The sequence below is a fragment of the Labedella phragmitis genome, from assembly GCF_004078635.1.
Lineage (GTDB): Bacteria > Actinomycetota > Actinomycetes > Actinomycetales > Microbacteriaceae > Labedella > Labedella phragmitis.
Genome location: NZ_RZNB01000001.1, coordinates 808274 through 825689, shown reverse-complemented (window position 1 = coordinate 825689; position 17416 = coordinate 808274). Strand labels below are relative to the sequence as shown.

General features: G+C 70.9%; 13 protein-coding genes. 9 read left to right on the top strand and 4 right to left on the bottom strand.

What is annotated here, in order from left to right:
- Positions 1-45 precede the first annotated feature (45 nt).
- Positions 46-2499 (bottom strand): hypothetical protein, encoded by a 2454-nt coding sequence (locus ELQ90_RS04000; protein ID WP_128493937.1) that lies wholly within the window; start codon positions 2497-2499, stop codon positions 46-48.
- A complete protein-coding gene (gene pyrE / locus ELQ90_RS03995; RefSeq protein WP_128493936.1) occupies positions 2500-3048 on the bottom strand; it encodes an orotate phosphoribosyltransferase in 549 nt (182 codons plus the stop codon).
- Positions 3049-3397: 349 nt separating this feature from the next.
- Between pyrE and ELQ90_RS03990 the strand changes: the two genes are divergently transcribed.
- The 3 genes from ELQ90_RS03990 to ELQ90_RS03980 all read left to right on the top strand — a co-directional run bounded on the left by ELQ90_RS03990 (position 3398) and on the right by ELQ90_RS03980 (position 5644).
- Complete coding sequence (locus ELQ90_RS03990) at positions 3398-4348, top strand: LysR family transcriptional regulator (protein WP_128493935.1); 951 nt, start codon at positions 3398-3400, stop codon at positions 4346-4348.
- Positions 4349-4425: 77 nt separating this feature from the next.
- Positions 4426-5301, top strand: coding sequence for an exodeoxyribonuclease III (locus ELQ90_RS03985; RefSeq protein WP_128493934.1), 876 nt, complete (start codon positions 4426-4428; stop codon positions 5299-5301).
- 88 nt (positions 5302-5389) lie between these two features.
- Positions 5390-5644, top strand: coding sequence for a zinc-ribbon domain-containing protein (locus tag ELQ90_RS03980; RefSeq protein WP_166408813.1), 255 nt, complete (start codon positions 5390-5392; stop codon positions 5642-5644).
- A 118-nt stretch (positions 5645-5762) separates the two neighbouring features.
- Here ELQ90_RS03980 and ELQ90_RS03975 read toward each other — a convergent pair whose 3' ends face one another.
- Positions 5763-6683 carry an AEC family transporter gene (locus ELQ90_RS03975; RefSeq protein WP_128493932.1) on the bottom strand — a complete coding sequence of 307 codons (921 nt, stop codon included), beginning with the start codon at positions 6681-6683 and terminating at the stop codon, positions 5763-5765.
- Between the two features lie 190 nt (positions 6684-6873).
- Between ELQ90_RS03975 and ELQ90_RS03970 the strand changes: the two genes are divergently transcribed.
- Positions 6874-7944 carry a Glu/Leu/Phe/Val dehydrogenase dimerization domain-containing protein gene (locus tag ELQ90_RS03970; protein WP_128494129.1) on the top strand — a complete coding sequence of 357 codons (1071 nt, stop codon included), beginning with the start codon at positions 6874-6876 and terminating at the stop codon, positions 7942-7944.
- Positions 7945-8036: 92 nt separating this feature from the next.
- On the opposite strand, the gene ELQ90_RS03965 is transcribed toward ELQ90_RS03970, so the two are convergent.
- Positions 8037-11357, bottom strand: coding sequence for a PKD domain-containing protein (locus ELQ90_RS03965; RefSeq protein WP_208020557.1), 3321 nt, complete (start codon positions 11355-11357; stop codon positions 8037-8039).
- 249 nt (positions 11358-11606) lie between these two features.
- Here ELQ90_RS03965 and ELQ90_RS03960 point away from each other — a divergent pair, with 249 nt between their 5' ends.
- From ELQ90_RS03960 to ELQ90_RS03940, 5 genes are all read left to right on the top strand, one after another.
- Positions 11607-12473: an ABC transporter ATP-binding protein gene (locus tag ELQ90_RS03960; protein WP_166408811.1), complete on the top strand. Its 867-nt coding sequence runs from the start codon at positions 11607-11609 to the stop codon at positions 12471-12473.
- Between the two features lie 74 nt (positions 12474-12547).
- A complete protein-coding gene (locus ELQ90_RS03955; RefSeq protein WP_128493930.1) occupies positions 12548-13591 on the top strand; it encodes an aliphatic sulfonate ABC transporter substrate-binding protein in 1044 nt (347 codons plus the stop codon).
- Between the two features lie 55 nt (positions 13592-13646).
- Positions 13647-14525, top strand: coding sequence for an ABC transporter permease (locus tag ELQ90_RS03950; RefSeq protein WP_424980793.1), 879 nt, complete (start codon positions 13647-13649; stop codon positions 14523-14525).
- Positions 14526-14772: 247 nt separating this feature from the next.
- Positions 14773-16203 carry a DUF6421 family protein gene (locus tag ELQ90_RS03945; RefSeq protein ID WP_128493928.1) on the top strand — a complete coding sequence of 477 codons (1431 nt, stop codon included), beginning with the start codon at positions 14773-14775 and terminating at the stop codon, positions 16201-16203.
- A gap of 118 nt (positions 16204-16321) precedes the next feature.
- Positions 16322-17350 carry a Gfo/Idh/MocA family protein gene (locus ELQ90_RS03940; protein ID WP_128493927.1) on the top strand — a complete coding sequence of 343 codons (1029 nt, stop codon included), beginning with the start codon at positions 16322-16324 and terminating at the stop codon, positions 17348-17350.
- The last annotated feature ends 66 nt before the right edge of the window (positions 17351-17416 follow it).

Genomic DNA, 17416 nt, shown 5'->3' with positions numbered 1-17416 from the left:
GTGCGCGAGTTCTCGTTCGCGCACGAAGTGTTCAGGAGGGGGAGGTCAGTGGGCGGTGGCCACCGAGGCCGTGAGGGGCTCACCGGAGGAGCGGCTCGCGAAGCAGAAGTAGTCGCGATCTCCCGCCGCCCACTGTTCGCCGCTCACGGGATACGCGCCCTGCACCTGGAGGTCCGTGAACGGGGCAGCCGCGCCGAAGTCGACGACGCCGGGCGCACTGCACAACAGACCGATCTCGCTCGCGATGACGTCCTCCCCCGGGAACGGCAGGGCCGGGTCATCGGTGTACGGCGCCGTGAACACGAGCTGGGCGGCGTGGGGCTCAGCGCAATCGACGACGGTGAACTCCTCCGCCCACGGCGACTCGTACGGCTCGAGGCACTCGCCGCCGCGGAGCTCGTCCCACGCGTAGGTTCCGGCCGCGAGCGGTCCCGTCGCGGGCGCCTCGGGCGTCGGGGTGGGCGTCGGCGTCGGCGTCGGCGTCGCACTCGCCTCGGCCGCGGGAGATCCGCCGAGGATGAGGGGCAGGCGAGTGCCGAGGTAGAAGAGCGCGACGAGAGCGAGCACGATGACGACGCCGGCGCCCACGAGGCCCAGCAGTCGCGTGCGATCGGCGGGGTCGGAGGGAGCGCGTCTCGACGCGGTCCCTCCGCGTGGACGGTCCTCGTCGAGATCGGAGACGGCGCCGTCCGGGAAGACGGTGGTCGCTCCGCCCGCCGCGCCAGCCGACGACACGGGGACGTGTTCGACGCTGCCCGCTGCCGCACGGGCCGCGGAGACCGGGAGCCCCGTCGTGCCGAGGGACGCTCGATCCGCCCCCTCGACCTCGTCGTCGGGGTCGTCGGGATCCTCGTCGGCCGGAAGGGCGTCCATCGCCGCTGTCGCCGGGAAGCGGTCGTCGAGGTCGGGCCGCGACCACGCGGGCCGGTCGGCTTCGGCGGAGGACGGAGTGCTCGCCGGAGCGCTCGACGCGGCGGCGGCCGACGTGGGCCCCGATTCGTCGCGGGTCGCTTCCTGCAACGGAGTTCCGGCGGCCGGGGTCTTCGAGTCCCCCGCCCCGACGTCCGGAGTCGTACCCATCGCGACGGTAGCGGGGAATGCACCGTCCGGCCCGGTGCCGGGGTCGGGGGCCGCCGCCGGTGCGTCCGGGAGCGGAGGCTTCGGCGGGATCCCCGGAACGGCGGTCGTCGCGAGCCAGCCGATGCCGTCGGTGTCGACGGCTTCCGGCACCTTCCGTGGAGCCTCATCCGTCGGCGTCGGCGTGGTCGCGGCGCGGCTCGCCGAGGCGCGCTCGGTCTCCGCACGGTCGGCGTCGGCGGCGGCGCGGCGGGCGGCCTCGGCAGCGAGCCGCTCGCGCTCGAGTTTCGGGTCCGGCTCGTCGTTCGCGACGAGGGACCACGTGAACGCACCGAAGGCGATGTCGCCCGTCTCCGCGGCGTCGGTCGAGGCGGCGCCGACCGGGCGCTGTGCAGGATCCGGAGTGCTCGGGACGCCGTTCGTGTCGGAGGGCCGCGCACCGTGCGAGGTCGTCGCGTCCGATTCGTCGAGGTCGTCGATCCCCTCGGACGGCGCGAACGGCACGGGCTCCTCGACCCGCGTCGGAACCTCGATCCGCTCGGACGGCTCGACGTCGGACGGCTCGATCCGCTCGGAGGGCTCGAGCTCGGGCCGCTCGCCGTCGTTCGATCCGACGTGTTCCGACGCCTCGATCGGGTCGTCGTCTGATCCGCGGGCGCTGCTCGGCTCGGCGGGCATGGCTGGAGTGGGAAGCGGGGGACGCGGCGGCAGCCCCGGGATCACGATCGCGTTGGGATGAGCCGGCCGCGCCGAGCGCGGCGCGAGGTCGGGCGGTGACTCGTCGACGGCCGAGCCATCGGCGCGACGGTCGTCGACATCGTCGCCGTCGTCGGCTCGGGAAGCGGTCGCCGCGCCGTCCGGCTCGGCCCCGAAGCCCGGCCACTCGGCCGCCTGCTCGGCCGGCGAGGGTTCCTCGCGAACGGGCGGCGGCGCGTCCGCCTCTCGACGACCGCGTGGCGACACCGGTCCGACGGGTGGCTCGGACGCGCGGGGGTGGGTGAGCGGGGGCTCAACCATGGGCTCCGACACGGCCGACGAGGACGGCTCCGACACGGCCGGGGTCACGAGCGTCGGCGGCACGGCTGCATCGGAGCCGCGCGGTGCGGAGGAACCCTCGCTGTCGTCCACAGACGCTTCGGCCGGCACCTCGGTCGAATCGGTGTCTCCCGCCGCGGCGTCGACCGACTCGGCGCTCTGCGATTCGGCGCGCTGCGACTCGGCGTCCTCCTGCGCGGCTACGATCGGCAGTTCGGTCGTGTCCGGCGGCAAGGCCGCGAGTTGCGACGCGAGCCAGTCGGCACCGTCGTCGACGATCTCGATGCCCTCGGTCTCGGGGTCCGGTTCCTGTCGGCGCCCGCGACGCAGGCCCTCGTCGGCTTCATCGCCGTCCGAGGGAAAGCGCCCGCCCGTGCCGTCCGACATCTAGCTGAGTCCGAGGTCGTTCAGGTCGATGGCGGCCAGGTACCGGTAACCGGCGTCCTCGATGACCTCGCGCGCACCCGTGTTGCGGTCGACCACGACGGCGACACCGGCGATCTCGGCCCCGACGGCGCGCAGCGCCTCGATCGCCGCGAGCGGGGAACCGCCGGTGGTCGACGTGTCCTCGACCACGATGACGCGCTTGCCCGCGAGCTCGGGCCCTTCGACCTGGCGACCCCGTCCGTGGTCCTTCGGCTGCTTGCGCACGACGAAGGCGTCGTATGAGCGGCCGGCGGCGACGCCCTGGTGCAGGATCGCGGACGCGATCGGGTCGGCGCCCATCGTGAGCCCGCCGACGGCGGCGACGTCGGGGACGTCGGCGATGAGGTCGAGCATGACCTGGCCGATGAGCGGGGCGACGCGGTGGTCGAGGCTGACCCGTCGCATGTCGACGTAGTAGGTGGCCTTCTTACCGCTCGTGAGCGTGAAGTCGCCGTGGAAGACGGCGTCCTTCGTGATGAAGTCGATCAGTCGTTCGCGTGCATCGGTCACGGAAACCGAGTCTAGCGGGGCGTTTCCCCCGATTCGGAGCGGTTGCGCCACACACGCCGACGTGCGGGCCCCTTCGCTCTGTTGACCCTGGGAGCGACGGGACCCGCACGGCGGGGGCTTCGGTTCAGACGAGGTTGAAGGTGCGCTCGGGGACGCGGCGGTAGCCGTCGCGAGCGACCGTCACGATGGTTCCCGCGATGGCGGAAACGGAGACGAGACCGAGGGCGAGGAGGAAGACGGTCATGGAAGTGTCCTTTCCGGGAGGGAACCGTTCGTACGTTCTTATTAAGCGCCCGTCGACCGTCAACGACAAGCGAATAAAACTGCGCTCACTGTGTAGCATCTCTACATGGATGTCCGACGCCTCGACCTCCTCCGCGAACTCGCCGAGCGGGGCTCGATCCACGCCGTCGCGACGGCCACACACCGTACGCCGTCCGCCGTTTCGCAGCAGCTCAAACTGCTCGAGCGCGAAGCGGGGATGCCCCTCACCGAGCGGAGCGGACGCGGCATCGTCCTCACGGACGCCGGCCGATCCCTCGCGGCGAGCGCCATCGACGTCGCGGCGGCGATCGCGCGGGCACAAGCGACGTGGGACGAGTACATCGGGGATCCCACCGGGCACGTCTCGGTCGCGACCTTCCCGACCGCCGGCCAGACGTTCGTCCCGCCCGCCGTCGCCGCGCTCATGCGCCTGCCGGGTCTCACCGTGGAGCTCACCAACCGAGACGCCGACATGACGGACTTCCCGAGCCTCACCGCCGACTACGACATCGTCATCGCCTACTCCCTCCCCGGGCAGCGGTCGTGGAGCGGCCGGGGGCTCCGCAACATCTACCTCCTGAGCGAACCCCTCGACGTCGTCCTCCCCGTCGGGCATCGTCTCGCCGGCAAGAGCGAGCTCACGCCGGACGACCTCGTGGGCGAGCCGTGGATCGGCGTGCCCGAGCAGTTCGCCTTCGACCTCCTGCTCCACGAGCTCGAGGCGGTGACGGGAAGCGAGATCGAGGTCGTGCAGCGCATCTCGGACCATCTCATCAGCGAGGCGCTCGTCGCCCAGGGCATCGGCGTCGCCTTCGCGCCGCGGTTCACGGCATCCGGCCCCGAGAAGGGCATCGTGACGCGACCGCTCTCGGGCGTCGAGGCGTTCCGCCACGTCCTCATGCTCATGCGACCGGACAAGGCCGAGCGGCTCGCCGTGCGGACGGTCGCCGACACGATCCGAGAGCAGGCGGAGGCTCTCGCCGCGAGTCACACTCCTCCGGAGGAGCCGCCGCTCGTCGGTCCTCGCTGGCTGTGAGCACCCCGGAAGATGGCGGCGCCGCAGGCGCGAGGGCGTCGCTCCGGGGCGTCGGCGGCAGCCGGTAGCGTTGTGGCATGCGGATCGCCACCTGGAACGTCAACTCGATCAGAGCCCGATCGGCGCGCGTCGTCGACTGGCTCGTGAACGCGGACATCGACGTGCTCGGCATGCAGGAGATCAAGTGCCGTCCCCACCAGTTCCCGATCGAGGCTTTCGAGGCTGCGGGCTACGAGGTCCATCTCCACGGCCTGAACCAGTGGAACGGCGTCGCGTTCGCCTCACGCCTGCCGATGACCGACATCGTCACGAGCTTCGACGGCATGCCCGGATTCGGCAAGCCGGCGACGCCGGGCCCCGACGGCGTCGGCCCCGAGTTCGACGCGAAGGGCCTGCCGCTCGAGGCGCGCGTCATCGGCGGCACGGTCGACGGCATCCGTCTCTTCAGCCTCTACGCGCCGAACGGACGCGCGGTCGGCGATCCCCACTACGACTACAAGCTCGAGTGGTTCTCGCGCCTCGAGGCCGACGTACGGTCGTGGCTCGCCGCCGAACCCGGGTTGCCGCTCGCCCTCATGGGCGACTTCAACGTGGCGCCGCTCGACGAGGACATGGGAGACCCGAGCCACATCGTCGGACTGTCGACCCACATCTCCCCCGCCGAGCGGGCCGCGTTCGCGTCGCTCGAGAGTGCGGGCCTTGAGGATGTGGTCCGGCCGCTCGTTCCGACGGGCTACACGTTCTGGGATTACAAACAACTGCGGTTCCCGCGCAACGAGGGCATGCGGATCGACTTCATCCTCGGCTCCCCCGCGTTCGCCGAGCTCGTCACGGGCGCGTCCATCGAGCGCGAGCAGCGCAAGGGCGACGCTCCGAGCGACCACGTTCCCGTCGTCGTCGATCTCGACGTCGAGCCGGAGGACGACGACGACCGTCCCATGATCTTCGGCTGAGTGGTCGGCGACCGATCGGCCGCTACCTCATCCGGGGCGCATGGGAAAGCCCCCGCCGGCGGCCCCGGCGCTCCGTAGGGTCGGTCGGGTGATCCTCCTCTTCGGCACCCGGCTCAGCTCGACGATCGTCACGATCGTCTCCTTCGTCTGCCCGTTCTGTTCGAAGGACGTGGCGCAACGGGTCATCAAGCTCGTCAACAGTTTCACGCTCTTCTTCGTGCCGCTGTTCCCCGTGTCGACCCGGTACATGAACGAGTGCACGAACTGCGGTGGCCGAACGGCGATCTCCCGCGAGCAGGCGGACAACGCCGCGGCGTGGGCGGCGACGCGTCCCCTCGCCTGATCAGCCCTCCCCCAGCGCTCTCCTCGTCCCGGCGAACCCTGGGTGGTCACATCTCGGCGATGCGCATCCGCCGACCGTGGACGGGCGGCGGATGCGCGGCGGATCGGCGGCGGCGACGCTAGGCGAGCAGCGCGGCGATCACGACGATGACGGGCACGGACGCGAGCGTCGTCGCGAGCACCGTGTCGCGCGCGAGCACGACTCCGCGGTTGTAGCGGCTCGCGTAATTGAAGATGTTCTGCGCCGTCGGAAGCGCCGAGAGCGTCACGACGGCGAAGAGCTCCACTCCCGTGAGTCCGAAGCCGAGGTGCGCGACGAGCCACGCGACGACGGGCATGACGACGGCCTTGAGCACCGAGGCCACGACGATGCGGGAGCGGCCCTCCGACGCCGCGAACGGCCGCTGGCCGTAGAGGGACATCCCGAAGGCCATCAGGATGAGCGGTACCGCCGCTCCCCCGAGCAGTTCGAACGGCGCCATCACGGGCGCCGGCACGTCGATCCCGAGCAATGCGATGACGAGCCCCGTGAGCGAGGCGATGATGAGGGGGTTCCGCACCGGTTGGCTGAGGATGCCGCCGAGAGACGCGGAGCCGCGTGCCTCGATGTCGAGGAGCGCGAGCCCGATCGGCGCGAAGATCACGAGCTGGATGACGATGAGCGGAGCGACGTAGTGCGCGTCGCCGAGCACGTAGACGGCGACCGGCAGCCCGATGTTGTTCGCGTTGACGTAGCCGGACGCCATCGAGCCGATGGTCGCGCGACCGAGGGGATCCCGCCAGAAGAGGAGATTGATCGCGAGGTAGATCACCGCCATCGAGACGGCGGAGATCAGGGCGACGAGGAGCGGCACGGAGAAGACGTCCGCGACGTCGGCGCGCGCGAGCACCGTGAAGAGGAGGGCGGGGCCCGTGACGAAGAAGGCGATGCGGTTGAGGACGAACCCCGCCTCCGGGCCTCCGATGCCGAGCCGGGCGGCGACGTATCCCACGGCGATGACGAATCCGATGATCCCGAACCCGAGCAGCACGCCTCCCATCCCTCCAGCCTAGGGGGGCACCTGCGGACGTCCGCGACGACAGGGCCTCGCGACCGTGCCTCCCACGTGGAATGATGATCGCGGCGATGAGGCCACCCGCCCCTCGCCGAGCGCTCGGACCCGAGCATGACGACCCCCACGAGGAGCTGCGATGACCCCCCAGACCACTACCGCCGAACGACCCGTCGACATGGGTTCGACCACCCCGCCAGAGGGGATGGAGGCCCTCGCGCACGAGCGCGTCGTCATCTCCCACGGCGAGCGCTCGGGACTCACGATCATCGTCGCCGTGCACTCCACGCGGCTCGGTCCGGCACTCGGCGGCGCGCGCGTCTGGACGTACCCGACGTGGCGCGACGCGGTCGACGATGCGCTGCGACTCTCGGAAGGCATGACGCTCAAGAACGCCTGCGCGGGACTCGCGCACGGCGGAGGGAAGGCCGTCGTCCATGTTCCACTCGGCACCCGGCTCGATGGCGATCGGCGCCGCGCGGCCATGCTCGACCTCGGAGACGTCGTCGAGTCGCTCGGCGGACGCTACGTCACCGCCGAGGACGTCGGAACCTCGTCCGCGGACATGGCGATCGTCGCCGAACGGACGACGCACGTGACGGGCCTCCCGTCCGAACAGGGTGGCGTCGGCGAACCGAGCGAGGCGACCGCGACGGGTGTCGTGGCCTCCATCCGCTCGGTCGCCCGCTCGCTCTTCGGCTCAGCCGAGCTCTCCGGACGCCGCGCGACGATCTCCGGCCTCGGCCACGTCGGTTCGCTCGTCGCCCGCTCGCTCCGGTCGGAGGGCGTCGACTTGAGCGTCACGGACGTCGACCCCTCACGCCGCGCCCTCGCGGAGGAGCTCGGGGCGATGTGGGTCTCCCCCGGTTCGGAGCATCTCGTCGAGTCCGACTTCTTCGTCCCGTGCGGCGTGGGCGGCGCCCTCACCGACGACGTCATCTCGAGTCTCGCCGCGGTTGCCGTCGTCGGGGCGGCGAACAACCAGCTCGCGGAACGCTCGGGAGCCGAAGCGCTGGCCGCGCGTGGAATCGTCTGGGCGCCCGACTTCATCGTCAACGCCGGCGGGGTCCTCTACCTCGCGTGCGACGACACCGGGCGACCGGGACTCGCCGCCCATCTCGCCGGGATCGGCGACACCGTCGCCGAGGTCATCGATGCGGCAGCACGGGACGGCGTGACGACCCTCGTCGCGGCGGAGCGACTGGCCGCCACGCGGTTGTCGCGACCGGCTGTCGACCGGGACGTCTGAGCCGGGAGTCTCCGCGTCGCCCCGGCCGCGTCACGGCCGGGGCGCCTGAAGAGCGTGGGCGGGTACCTCCCCGCTCAGTCCCGCGCCGATCCTCAGACCGGGGCCACCACCCGGAAGCTGTCGAATCGGACACCGATCGGCCCGTTCGTGGCGCTCCCCGACAGGTAGCCGTTCACTCCCGTGACGCCGGCGGCTTGCAGGCCCGCCGTGGTGTCCGTCACCGTGAGTTGCCAGCCCGTCGGTTCGGCGCCTCCCACCTTCCAGGCCGAGGCGGAGATCGTCGTCGGCGAGGCACCCGTGACGCGGACTCGTACCGCGAGCCGGTCCCCGGCGGCATAGACGAGGCCCGGGACGTTGAGGGTCGCGAGCGCGGTCGTCCCCTGCATGATCTGGAGCCGGACGGCCCCTGTCGCGGAGATCACGACACGCGAGGTGTACGACAGGGTCCCGACCTGGCGGCCGACGACCGTGACCGTCGTCCCTCCGCCGTCGGCGACGGTGGAGAGACCGAGGATCGCCGTCACGTCGGAGTCCGTCGTGCTCACGTCCGCGAGTCGGGCCGTACGCGTCGCGCCGGGCGTGAGCGTCATGACGCCGGCACCATCGGTGACGGCGAAGCCCGTCTTCCCGCCGGCGACCGTCCAGGCGCCACCGACGTCGGCGGCTCCCCACCCGTCGACCGCGGTGCGCGAGAACGTGTCGTCCGCCAGGAACCCGGCCGGAGCGACCGTGACGTCGACCGTCGCGGTCGCCGTGGCACCGTCGTCGTCGGTCACCGTCACCGTCACGCGATACGTGCCCGCTGCGGCATACGTGTGCTCGGTCGTCGCTCCCGACGCGGTCTCGCCATCTCCGAAGGACCACGCGTAGTCGACGATGCTGCCGTCGCCGTCCGTCGACTCGGAGGCCGAGAGCGAGACGGTCATGTCGTCCACCTCGTTGTCGAGCACCGCGGTGGGGGCGACGTTCGGGATCGTCGATCCGACGCGATGGTGAGCGGCGATCTGCTCGGTCGAGAGGACCCGCGGGTAGACGGCGACGTTGTCGATCCGCCCCGCGAGCGCGTCGGACGGAGGGCGGTTCGCCCAACCGAGGAGGCTCGCCGAGCCGACGCGCCAGTAACCGCTGAGCGACGAGGTCCGCGCCGGCAGGTCGGAGGCCGCGGCCACGAGAGCTCCGTCGACGTAGAGCTGCAGCGCTCCGGCGGTGACGGTCGCGACCACGTGATGCCATGCGCCGTCGTTGTAGGAGGCAGACGAGCGCACGGCGCTGTTCACACCGCCTGTCGCACCCCAGTTGAGACGGCCGGAGCCGTCGAGGTAGGCGGCGAGATCGGTGCTGCCGCCCGTTCCCGTCGCGGTCGAGTACCCCGCGACGAGGCCGCCTCGCGTGGTCGACGTCGAGAACCAGGCCTCGACGGACGCGGTCGACGGTGCCGTCGCCTTCGTCGCCCCGTGACCCGACCCGGAGGTGACGCCCGGGAACGTCGCGCTCACGCCACCGCCGGTGACCTCGGCCCCTTCCGCTCCACGCGTGACCCCGGCGGTGAGCCGCAGATCGTTCACGACGCGCCAGTCGAACGCTGTCGTACCGCTGCGCTCCGAGAGGGGCCAGTAGGTCGACGGGACGTCACCGAGCACGACGCGGTCGTAACCGGTCGCGGCCGTCTCGACGCCCGTCGTCGCCACGAAGGCGACCGGGTCGCCGACGCTCGCGTTCCCGAAGGGGTCGATGCTCCTGATGCTGTACGTGTAGGCCTGGCCGACCACGAGACCGGTGTCGACCGCGTAGAGGGCCGGCTTCGTCCAGAAGTTGCTCGTCGCACGATTCACGGCGATCGGCGTCGCGACGCCGTCGCGCAGGACCTCGTACCGGAGGTCGCTGTTGTCGCGGTCGTAGTTCGCGTTCCATTTGATGCGGACGGCGCCGGAGCCGATCGCGGTCGTCGTCGGCACGAAGTCGGGGCCGGAGAGGCGAGGTCCGTCACGGTTCGGTGCGAGGTCCTTCGTCGCGAAACGCACGAGTCCCTGCTGTCCGCGCCCGTTCACCTGGGTGAACTCGCCGCCGTAGAGCACGTAGTCGCCCGCCGTCGTGACGTCCCACGGTCCCTGATTGGACCCCGTGAAGAGTCCCGTGTTCATGTCGGGGAACCAGTGCTGGAGCGTCGGGGCCGGTTGGCCCGTGAAGCTCGCGTAGGAACCGACCTTGTTGGCCGTGAGCGTTCCCGTCGCCGTGTTGGTGAACGCGAGACCTCGGTACCACTTGCTCGGAGCGACGCGATCGGGGAAACCGCCGGTCGAGAGGTTGCCGCAGTAGTGCGGGTGACCCGCGACGTACGCGAGGTCGCCCTTCGGCACGACGGCGTACGTGTCGCCGTGGCAGTCCTCCATCCACGTGATCGCTCCGTCCGTCCACGCGGCGCGGAACGCGCCCTCGAAGTTGCCGCCGGAGCCGTAGACGTAACCGGTGCCGTAGATGCCGGAGGCGTCGCCCGTGAGTGAGGTGATTCCGGCGTTGAGGCCGCCGTTGCGGACGACGGAGTTGACGGCGAACGGGAGCAGCTCGCCCGTCGTCGTGTCGAGGGACGCGAGCCCGTAGCCGGGGTTGGACGATCCGTTCACGGTCGTGAAGTTGCCACCGAGCACGATCCGCCCGCCGGTCGCGTCGAGGGCCAGTGCCCGGACGTCGCCGCCCGCCGGCGTCGGCGCGAACGGCAGGAGGGCGCCGTTCGCAGCGGAGAGCGCCGCGATGCCCGTGCGGGCCTGCTTCTGGGCGGAGCCGAAGATCCCGCCGATGTACACCGTCGCGTCGGTGGCGACGACCGCGTTGATCCGCGAGCTCACCGTGGGATTGAAAGCCGTGACGAGCGTGCCCGTCGCGATGTCGAAGGCGGCGACGCGGTAGCGCGTGCGCCCGTCGATGGAGGTGAAGGAGCCCGCGGCGTAGAGGCGCGTGCCGTCGGGGCTTGCCGCGAGCGAGAGGACTTGTGCGTTGAACGCGGGGGCGAAGGTGTCGAGGAGCGCGCCCGTCGTGAGGTCGTAGGCGAGGAAGTTCGAGCGCGGGACGGTGTTCTCGCCGGCCTTCGAACCGGCCGGCCTCGCCGTCGTGAAGGCACCACCGACGTAGACGACGTCGCCGACGACGACCTGGTCCCAGACGACGCCGTCGATCTGGGGCGCGGGCAGGGAATCGGACGAGACCGTCTCGGTCGTGCCCGTGACGGGCGGCGCGGTGTCGGCGGCCGCCGGTGCGGAGACGTCCGTGAGCGTCCCGAGGGTGAGGGCGGCGGCGAGGAGACCCACGACGGCCCGACGGGCGGTCGACGCTCTCGATCGACCGGGTCCTGGATCGGGTACGGAGGTGAGCGGTGGGACGGCGGACGCTACTGCGGTTCCGGGCGCGCGCGTAGGCATGACACAACCTCTTCTCCGCCCGTTGTTCGGGTTCGGGCGGCAGCCGAGGGGCTAAACATGACCATCCCTCAGCTTCTGCCCGAAGGCTAGAACTTCACACGCCCACCGTCAAGACCTCCGCCCCGAACGGGGGGGGGCTACGGGGTCGCAATATTACGTAGTCTTTCGCCCGGTCCGAGGCTCCACGGGCACGCGCCCTAGCGTGGATGCAGCACCACTCCGTTCCTCCGCACCCGACGAGAGCTTCCCGTGACCACGACAGCCCCCCGGCAGAACGCTCGCGACGTCAGCCGCGCCGTGTCGATCGACTTCGACGGGGTCGGTCGCGCGTTCGCTCCGGAGCGGGGTTCCGGTGCTGCCCGGCCCGTGCTGCGCGACATCGATCTGCACGTGGAACCGGGCGAGGTCGTGGCGATCCTCGGAACGAGCGGGTGCGGCAAGTCCACACTCTTGCGCATCACGGCGGGCCTCGACGCCGCGTCGGCGGGTCGCGTGCGGATCGACGGCTCGCCCGTCTCGGGCATCGACGCGCGCACGGCCGTCGGGTTCCAGGAGCCGCGACTGCTGCCGTGGCGGACCGTGCACGACAACGTCGCGCTCGGACTGCCGCGCGGGACGCCCCGCTCCGAGGGCGCCGTACGCGTCGAGAAGCTCATCGACCTCGTGGGCCTCGGCGAGTTCGCCGGGCACCGGCCGCGGGAGATCTCCGGCGGGATGGCGCAGCGCGCCTCGCTCGCGCGCGCTCTCGCCCGGAACCCCGGCGTCCTCCTCCTCGACGAGCCGTTCGGCGCGCTCGACGCCCTCACCCGGTTGAAGATGCAGGACCTGCTCCTCGACATCCTGTCTGCCGAGCCCACGACCGTTCTGCTCGTGACGCACGACGTCGACGAGGCGCTGCAGCTCGCCGATCGCGTCGTGCTGCTCGCTCGCGACGAGGGCGGAGAGCCGGGCGCGACCATCGCGCAACTGCTCACCGTTCCCGGGGCCCGGCCCCGCGACCGCGGGTCCTCGGAACTCGCCGAGCTGCGAGCGAGTCTTCTCGACGGTCTCGGGATCGACCGGCACGGCGACGGCCGGCAGCCTCTCGCCAGCGCGACCGCACCCCGATCCCTCTGATAGCCGGGGCGAGGACCGCCGCAGCTTTCAGCCACACCACAGCCAGCCCGACGCACCGACCACCAGGAGCACTCATGAGCACGATCCGACCCCGAACCCTGTCGGCCCTCACCGCCGTCGCCGCGGCGAGCGCCCTCGTGCTGAGCGGCTGCGCGGCCGGCGAGAACGCACCCGCCGACGATGCGTCGAGCGACGGCGGCCAGACGACCGGCGGCGAGCTCAACATCGACTTCGCGACCTACAACCCGCTGTCGCTCGTGATCAAGGAGAACGGCTGGCTCGAGGACGCCCTCGACGACCAGGACGTCACCGTCAACTGGGTGCAGTCGGCCGGATCGAACAAGGCCAACGAGAACCTCCGAGCCGGCGCGATCGACGTGGGGTCGACCGCCGGGTCGGCCGCCCTTCTCGCGCGGTCCAACGGCTCGCCCATCCAGACGATCGACATCTACTCGCAGCCCGAGTGGTCCGCCCTCGTCGTGGGTGCGGACTCGGACATCACCGATGTCGCCGACCTCGCGGGCAAGAAGGTCGCCGCCACGAAGGGCACGGACCCCTACTTCTTCCTCCTCCAGTCGCTCGAGGAGGCGGGAGTCGATCCCGCCGACGTGACGATCGAGAATCTGCAGCACGCCGATGGCGCGACGGCGCTCTCGAACGGCTCCGTCGATGCGTGGGCCGGCCTCGACCCGATCATGGCTGGAGCCGAGGAGGACGGCGCGAAGCTCGTCTACCGCAACGTCGACTTCAACAGCTACGGTTTCCTCAACGCGACGGAGGAGTTCCTCACCGAGAAGCCGGACGTCGCCCAGACCGTCGTGAACGCCTACGAGAAGGCGCGCGAGTGGGCGCAGGAGAACCCCGAGGAGACGGCGCAGATCCTCGCGGACGTCGCAGGACTGGACCTCGCCGTGGCCTCGACCGTGGTCGAGGAGCGCTCGAACCTCGACGTCGACAACGTCCCCGGCCAGGCGCAGCTCGACGTCCTCTCCGTCATCGGTCCGATCTTCGTCGAGTCGGGTGATGTGGCGTCGCAGGACGCCGTCGACGAGGCGCTCGATTCGCTCCTCGAGCCGACGTTCGCCGAGGCCGCCGACCCGTCCGCGATCGCCGACTGAGCCGACAGGACCGCACAGTACCGGCAGGACCGCGACGGCCCGGAAGGAGGAAACCGTGACATACCAGAGTGAGCGCGACGAGCGTGCCCCGGGAGTCGTGAGCGTGCAGGGCGCGTCCTACGACACCACGGAGGCGCGGCCCGGGCGCGCGTTCCTCGCGCGGGGAACGGGACGACTGACGTCGAAGACGTGGTTCGTCCTCGTGGCGGGCGCGATCCTCCCGATCCTCGCCCTCACGACGTGGACGCTCGTGAGCGCGAACGACCTCGTGCCGTCGTCGCGTCTCCCGTCCCCTGCCGACGTGTGGTTCGCCGGAGTCGACCTCGCCGAGCGCGGACTGCTCGCGTCGGACGTCGCGATCTCGGTGCAGCGCGTCCTCCTGGGCTTCGGGATCGGTGCGGCGCTCGGGCTGTCGGTCGGCGCGATCGTCGGCCTGTCGCGCATCGGCGACATCCTGCTGTCCCCGTCGCTCGCCGCACTGCGCGCCGTGCCGTCGCTCGCGTGGGTCCCGCTCCTCATCCTGTGGTTCAAGATCGGCGAGGACTCGAAGGTCATCCTCATCGCGATCGGCGCCTTCTTCCCCGTCTACACGACGGTGTCGGCGGCCCTCCGCCACGTCGACCGGCAGCTCGTCGAGGCGGGTCGGGCCTTCGGACTCGGCGGACCCCGCTTGTTCGCGACCGTGCAGCTCCCGGCCGTGATCCCCTCCGTCATATCGGGGCTCCGCCTCGCCCTCGCGCAGGCGTGGCTGTTCCTCGTGGCCGCCGAGCTGATCGCGTCGTCGATGGGGTTGGGATTCCGACTCGTCGATTCGCAGAACAACGGCCGCATCGACCGCATCTTCTTCGTCATCATCCTGCTCGCCGTGCTCGGGAAGCTCTCCGACTCCCTCGTCGGCCTCTTCGAACGCTGGATCAAGCGCCGCTGGACCTGACCCTGTGACATTGATGTGGCGATGGTGCGCGTGACTACGCGCACCATCGCCGAATCAATGTCCCCCCTGTGCTCGCGTTTTCGTGCCGACGGGGAGTTTCAGGGGCACGGGGAGGAAACGTGCGCAGCGGGAGCGATGTGCGCAGCGGGCATGCGCGAGAGGCAAAGAATCGCCTCGACTCCCCCGGATACGCTCGGCGAGAGGACGCTCGTCCTCGCTCAGCCCACGCACGCCCGAGGAGGGATCCATGACCATCGAACGCAGCACGCAGGCGATCATCGGCGAGCCCGAGGTCGTGGAGGACACCCGTGCGACGGGTGACCAGATCGTGGCGACGCCCGCGTGGCAGCGACTCAAGTCCGCCGCCACGGCGATCCGCGCCCACCAGATCGCGGACGGCTCCATCCCCGACGCCGAGGCGCACGACGCCGCTCGGAGCCACGTCGCCGACATCGTGGCCTCGGTCCGTGAACTCGCCCCGTTCTTCCCCGCCGACCGCTCCTACCTCGACGCCGTAGCGGTGGATTTCGAGCGCTGGGCCGATGCGGGGTTCGGCGTGCCGGACTTCCTCGACTCCCTCGTGGAGTTCCAACCGCAGATGTCGCGGCGCGACGGCGAACTCCACCTCGTCGTCTTCCCGATGTACACGCAGAACGGGTCGACGGACCGGCTCGTCGAGGCGGTCGTCGTCGAGGTGGTCTGGCCCGAGTTCGTCGGCGCCCTCGAAGCGGGCGACTACTCGAACGCGCTCTTCGTCCCCATCCGCTTCGTCGACTTCACCCCGGGCTACGACACCAATTCGGCCGTCCTCTTCCCCGAGACGGTCGCGATGCGGAGCATCCCGACGTTCACGTGGGGCGCGATCTTCGCCGATCGCGAAGCCGCGCGGTTCCGGCGCGTCGTGCGGAAGGCGGCGGAGATCACGAAGCTCGAGCTGCCCGCCGACGCTCAGGAACTCCTCGACGACCAGCGACTCGCCGAAGAGACGTTCGTGATGTGGGACCTCATCCACGACCGCACGCACATGCGCGGTGACCTGCCGTTCGACCCGTTCATGATCAAGCAGCGCATGCCGTTCTTCCTCTACTCGCTCGAGGAGCTGCGCTGCGACCTCACGGCGTTCCGCGAGTCGGTGCGGCTCGAGAAGGACCTGTCGAGCCGCGAGCGCAGCGAGCTCTCGGACGCCGAGGCGGAGACCCTCCGACACGCGCGTCTCGTGCAGTACGCCGTGATCTTCGACCGCATCTTCCGCTTCACCCTCACGGGGTCGCGCGTGCGGAACTACGACGGTCTCGGCGGCCAGTTGCTCTTCGCATGGCTGCACCAGCACCGCGTCCTGCACTGGACGGACACGTCGCTCGCGATCGACTGGGACGCCGTGCCCGACGTCGTCGTGCAGCTCGGCGACGCGATCGACGAGCTCTACTGGCGGTCGATCGACCGTCCGAAAGTCGCCCACTGGCTCGCCGCGTACGAGCTCGTCTCGGCCGTCGTCGAGCCCCACCCCGCCTCGGTGTGGAAGCGCGGATTGCCGGACGAGGTGCTGCTCGGGGCCCCGCGGGGCATGACCGATCTCGTCCTCGACGACGAGTTCCCGCTCTCGATGTTCTACGAGGCGCTGCAGAAGAAGATGGGGGACGTGATCGCGTCGACCGCCGGGATCACCGGGCGCGACTGATCCGGCTCCGCGCACCGGCCGTCGCCCTCCCGGGGCGGCGGCCGACCGCGTCATGCGCCATCGGCGCGGGCAGTCCCTGTGCCAGGATGAAGGCGATCCCGAGCCGGAAGAGACACCGATGTCGACAGAGCTGCCAGCCCCCCGCTTCCCCGACCCGCGCGACGCCCCGACCCTGCGTTGGGGGATCCTCGCCCCCGGAACGATCGCGAACGACTTCGTCGACTCGCTCCGCCGGCACACCGATCAGCGTGTCGTCGCGGCGGGATCCCGCACGCTCGAGCGGGCCCAGGAGTTCGCGAGGACACACGACATCGCGAACGCCTACGGGTCGTACGAGGAGCTCGTCGCCGATGCCGACGTCGACATCGTCTACATCGCGTCGCCGCACAGCCTGCACGAGGAGCACGCGCTCCTCGCGATCGGCGCCGGCAAGCACGTGCTCATCGAGAAGCCGATCGCGCCGACGGCCGACGCCGCTCGTCGCATCGTCGACGCGGCTCGAGCAGCGGGCGTCTTCGCGGCCGAGGCGATGTGGACGCGGTACAGGCCCCAGAGCGACGTCGTGCGACAACTCGTGGAGTCGGGCGCGATCGGCGATGTCCGGATCGTCTTCGCCGACTTCGGCGGCGCGGCGGATTTCGACCCGTCGAGCCGCCTCTTCGACCCGGCCCTCGCGGGCGGCGCCCTCCTCGACCTCGGCGTCTACGTCGTCGCCTGGTCGTCGTTCCTGCTCGGCGCTCCGGCCTCCGTCACGGCTCGCGGCGCGCTCGCCCCGACGGGGGTCGACGCGCAGGCCGCGCTCATCCTGAGCTCGCCGGACGGGGCGCAATCACTCCTGAGTGCGAGCATCAACGCGCCGACGCCCGCCGACTCGGTCGTCTCGGGGACGGCCGGCCGGATCGAGGTCGATTCCCCCTTTTGGAACGCCGACACCGTGCGGCTCTACGACGCGGGCGGTTCACTCGTCGGCTCGTGGACGGACGAGGCGGACCGCCCAGTCCGTCAGTCGCTGTGCTACCAGGCCGCTGCCGTCGCGCGGTACATCGACGCGGGACTCACGGAGTCCCCTCTTCACGACCTCGACGAGACGATCGCGATCATGGAGACGCTCGACGAGGCCGCTCGTCAGGTGCGGGAGAGCGTGTGATGCGCGGACGGGACGAGCGACCGGGGGCGGCATGGCATGCCGGGGAGTCGACGACGGATCGGGCAC